The sequence below is a fragment of the Corynebacterium provencense genome, from assembly GCA_900049755.1.
In the GTDB taxonomy this organism is placed as follows: domain Bacteria; phylum Actinomycetota; class Actinomycetes; order Mycobacteriales; family Mycobacteriaceae; genus Corynebacterium; species Corynebacterium neomassiliense.
This window is the reverse complement of record LT160599.1, coordinates 1-3,184: the sequence shown is the minus strand read 5'-3', so window position 1 is coordinate 3,184 and position 3,184 is coordinate 1. Positions and strand designations below refer to the sequence as shown.

Annotated in this window: 3 protein-coding genes; all 3 read left to right on the top strand. The window is 67.2% G+C overall.

From position 1 onward, the window contains the following. The first annotated feature begins 160 nt into the window (after positions 1-160). From BN3906_RS13715 to BN3906_RS13705, 3 genes are read left to right on the top strand one after another with little or no spacing between them, the layout of a single operon-like run. Positions 161-1,096, top strand: a complete 936-nt coding sequence (locus tag BN3906_RS13715) for an ABC transporter ATP-binding protein (protein ID WP_066590231.1) — start codon at positions 161-163, stop codon at positions 1,094-1,096. Beyond that, positions 1,096-1,917: a DUF2705 family protein gene (locus tag BN3906_RS13710; RefSeq protein WP_066590228.1), complete on the top strand. Its 822-nt coding sequence runs from the start codon at positions 1,096-1,098 to the stop codon at positions 1,915-1,917. Before BN3906_RS13715 ends, BN3906_RS13710 begins: the two co-directional genes overlap by 1 nt. 22 nt (positions 1,918-1,939) lie before the next feature. Beyond that, the gene (locus BN3906_RS13705) at positions 1,940-3,145 is read left to right on the top strand and encodes a multidrug effflux MFS transporter (RefSeq protein ID WP_227871055.1); all 1,206 of its coding nucleotides are present in this window, start codon (positions 1,940-1,942) and stop codon (positions 3,143-3,145) included. The last annotated feature ends 39 nt before the right edge of the window (positions 3,146-3,184 follow it).

The following is a 3,184-nucleotide window of genomic DNA, read 5'->3' as shown; positions in this document are numbered from 1 at the left end:
AGATCGGCGTCCCGGCGCGGCGCCCCGCTGGGCTGCGGGCCCGTGCGGGGTCCGGCACTGGGCTGTGGGTGCGACGTGGGTGGCGTCACCGTCTCCGGCAGGGACATGGTTCCGATGATACTGTCCGGGGCCGGCGGGAGGGATGTGGCACCATGGGACCATGATAGAAGTCCAGTCACTGACCAAGAGATACGGAGCCGCCACTGCGGTCGACGATCTCTCCTTCACGGTTGATTCCGGCATCGTCACCGGTTTCCTCGGACCCAACGGGGCGGGGAAGTCGACCACCATGCGGATGATCACCGGGCTGGACGAACCCACCTCCGGCACCGCGACGATCGACGGCACCAGGTACCGCGACCTGGACCGCCCGTTGACGAAGGTGGGGACGCTGCTGGACGCGAAGTGGGTGCACCCCAACCGTTCCGCGGCGAACCACCTGCGCTGGATCGCAGCGGCCAACGGCATCGGGAGGAACCGGGTCGACGAGGTCCTCGGCCTGGTCGGACTGTCCGATGTCGCAGGTAAGAAGGCGGGCGGGTTCTCACTGGGAATGGGGCAGCGGCTCGGCCTGGCGGCTGCCCTGCTGGGTGACCCGGGAACTCTCATCCTCGACGAGCCGGTCAACGGTCTCGATCCTGAGGGAATCCGGTGGGTCCGTGATTTCGTCCGGCACCTCGCCGCCGAGGGCAGGACCGTTCTGATCAGTTCCCACCTGTTGTCCGAGATGTCGCAGACCGCCGACCGGCTCGTCGTCATCGGCCAGGGCAGACTCGTGGCAGACACCACCACCCGTGACTTCATCAGCAGTTCCTCGGAATCCACCACCGTCGTCCGCTCCGAGCATCTCGACCACCTGGACAAGGCCCTGACCGAGGAGGGTCTGCGGTTCGAACGCTCCACCGACGAGGAGGACCGTCCCGTCCTCGTCGTCCACGGCGCCACCCCCGACGATGTCGGACGTATCGCCTACAGCTACGGTCTCATGGTCCTGGAGCTCACCGAACGTCGTGCATCCCTGGAGGACGCCTTCATGCGGATGACCGGTCACGCCGTGGACTACCAGACCGGCTCACTCCCGGGAGAGGACAACTGATGCTGCTCAACACCGTCCGCGCGGAATGGGTCAAGCTCCGCACCACCCGGAGCCTCTACTGGACCACCGCGCTCATCGTACTGTTCACTCTCGGCTGGGCCCTTCTGATGGGTTACGCCAACGGCTCGACATTCCAGCAGGCCGTCGACGACCGGGACACGAGTCTGCTCACGGCCCTGGGCGATCCCTCGGAACTGTTCACCGTCTCCACCGCGCTGCAGGGACTGCAGTTGTTCGGGACGATGATCGTCATCGTCCAGGCGGTGATCACGGTGACCGGCGAGTACGGCAACGGGACCGCGAAACTGTCCGCTCTCGCCGCGCCGGGCAGGTGGCAGCTGCCGGTGGCGAAGACTGTCGTCTACGGTGCCGTGACGGCCGTCGTCTTCCTTGTCGTGGGTGTCGCCAGTGTCTTCCTCACCGCGATGACCGCGAACATGCAGCTGGACGACAAGTCGCTCACCGACGGACTGTCCCTGGGTGCCGACGGCGCCTGGCGTGCCGTCGGGTTGACCGTCCTGTCCTCGGTACTGGTGGTCATGGTCTCCGTGGGGGTGGGGTACCTGCTGCGCCGCACCGCGGGCGCGGTCGCCCTGCTGATGCTGTGGGTGCTGCTGCTCGAGGACCTCATCGGCGCGATCCCGAAGATCGGCGAACATGTCACCTCGTACCTTCCGTTCAGGAACCTGAACGCCGCGCTGTCCGGGACGCCGATTCCGGACGCGCCGTGGGGTACCACGGGGTCGCTGATCTACTTCATCGTCATCGTTGTCGTGGTCTTCGGCGCGGGAATTGCGGTGTTGAGGCGTCGGGACGTGTGACCGGGGGGTATCCTGGCACCACGTGACTACTTCCCGGCCCGCGTCATCTTCCGCGCCCCGTCCCGCACTTCCCCTGGCGATGCTCGCAGGTATAGCCCTGCTGTCGACCGCCGGGCCGTTCGGCACCGACATGTACCTGCCGAGCCTGCCGGAGATCACCCGGGACCTGGGGACCACCGACTCGGTCACCCAGTTGACCATCACCGGTTTCATGGTCGGCATGGCCCTCGGCCAGCTGGTGATGGGACCGTTGTCGGACAGGGTCGGCCGCCACCGGATGCTGACGGTCGCGACCGTTGTCTGGCTGGCGGCCTCGGTCGTCTGCGCCCTGGCTCCCGGGGTGGGACTGTTCATCGTGGTCCGTTTCCTTCAGGGTGCGGCCGGCGGTACGTGTGTGATGCTGGGGCGGTCGATGATCGCCGACCGGGCCACGGGGTCGGCGGCGGCGAAAGCACTGTCGACGATGATGATCTTCACCGCGGTGGCACCGATCCTCGCCCCGGTGGTGGGTGGTGTCGTCGCCGGTCTGGGCGACTGGCGGACGGTGTTCTGGGTCCTCGCGGCCGTCGGCGCCGTGGAGTTCGTGGTGGCGGTGTTCCTTCCGGAGACCCTGGTGAAGGAGAAGCGGGCGTCAGGTTCACTGTCTGTGGTGTACCGCCGCATGGCCGGCCTGTTCCGTGTCCCGGCGTTCGTGTGTCACCTGGCGGCTTTCGCGGTCGGATTCGGGGTGTTCTTCAGCTTCGTCTCCGGTTCCTCGTTCGTCATGCAGGAGGAGCTCGGACTGTCCTCGACGGGCTTCAGTCTGGTCTTCGCGGGTAATGCCGTGGCCCTGGTGGTCACCAACCTGGTCAATGCGCGGATTGTCGGCAGGTTCGGCCCGGCCGTCCTGCAGCGCACCGGTCACGCCATGCTGGTCACCGGGTCAGTGGCGCTGCTGGTCGTTGCACTCGTTGACCCGTCATTGCCGGCGGTGGTCGTCTGCACGTTCATCGCGACAATCGGCAACGCCCTGAACATGGGCAACACCACCGCCCTGGCCATGGACCTGAGTCAGGGGCGTGCCGGTGCAGGTTCGGCGCTGCTGGGTGCGGGTCAGTTCATCACCGCAGGCACGGTCGCCCCGCTGGTGGGGCTCATGGATGACGGCCTGCTGAACATGGCACTGGTGATGACGGTGTGTGCCGTTGTCGCGGCCGGTGCCGGTGTGCTGGGCCGGCGCCGCGGCTGAGCCCCCGGAGTTCCGCACCGGCGGGCCCCGGTGCCCCTG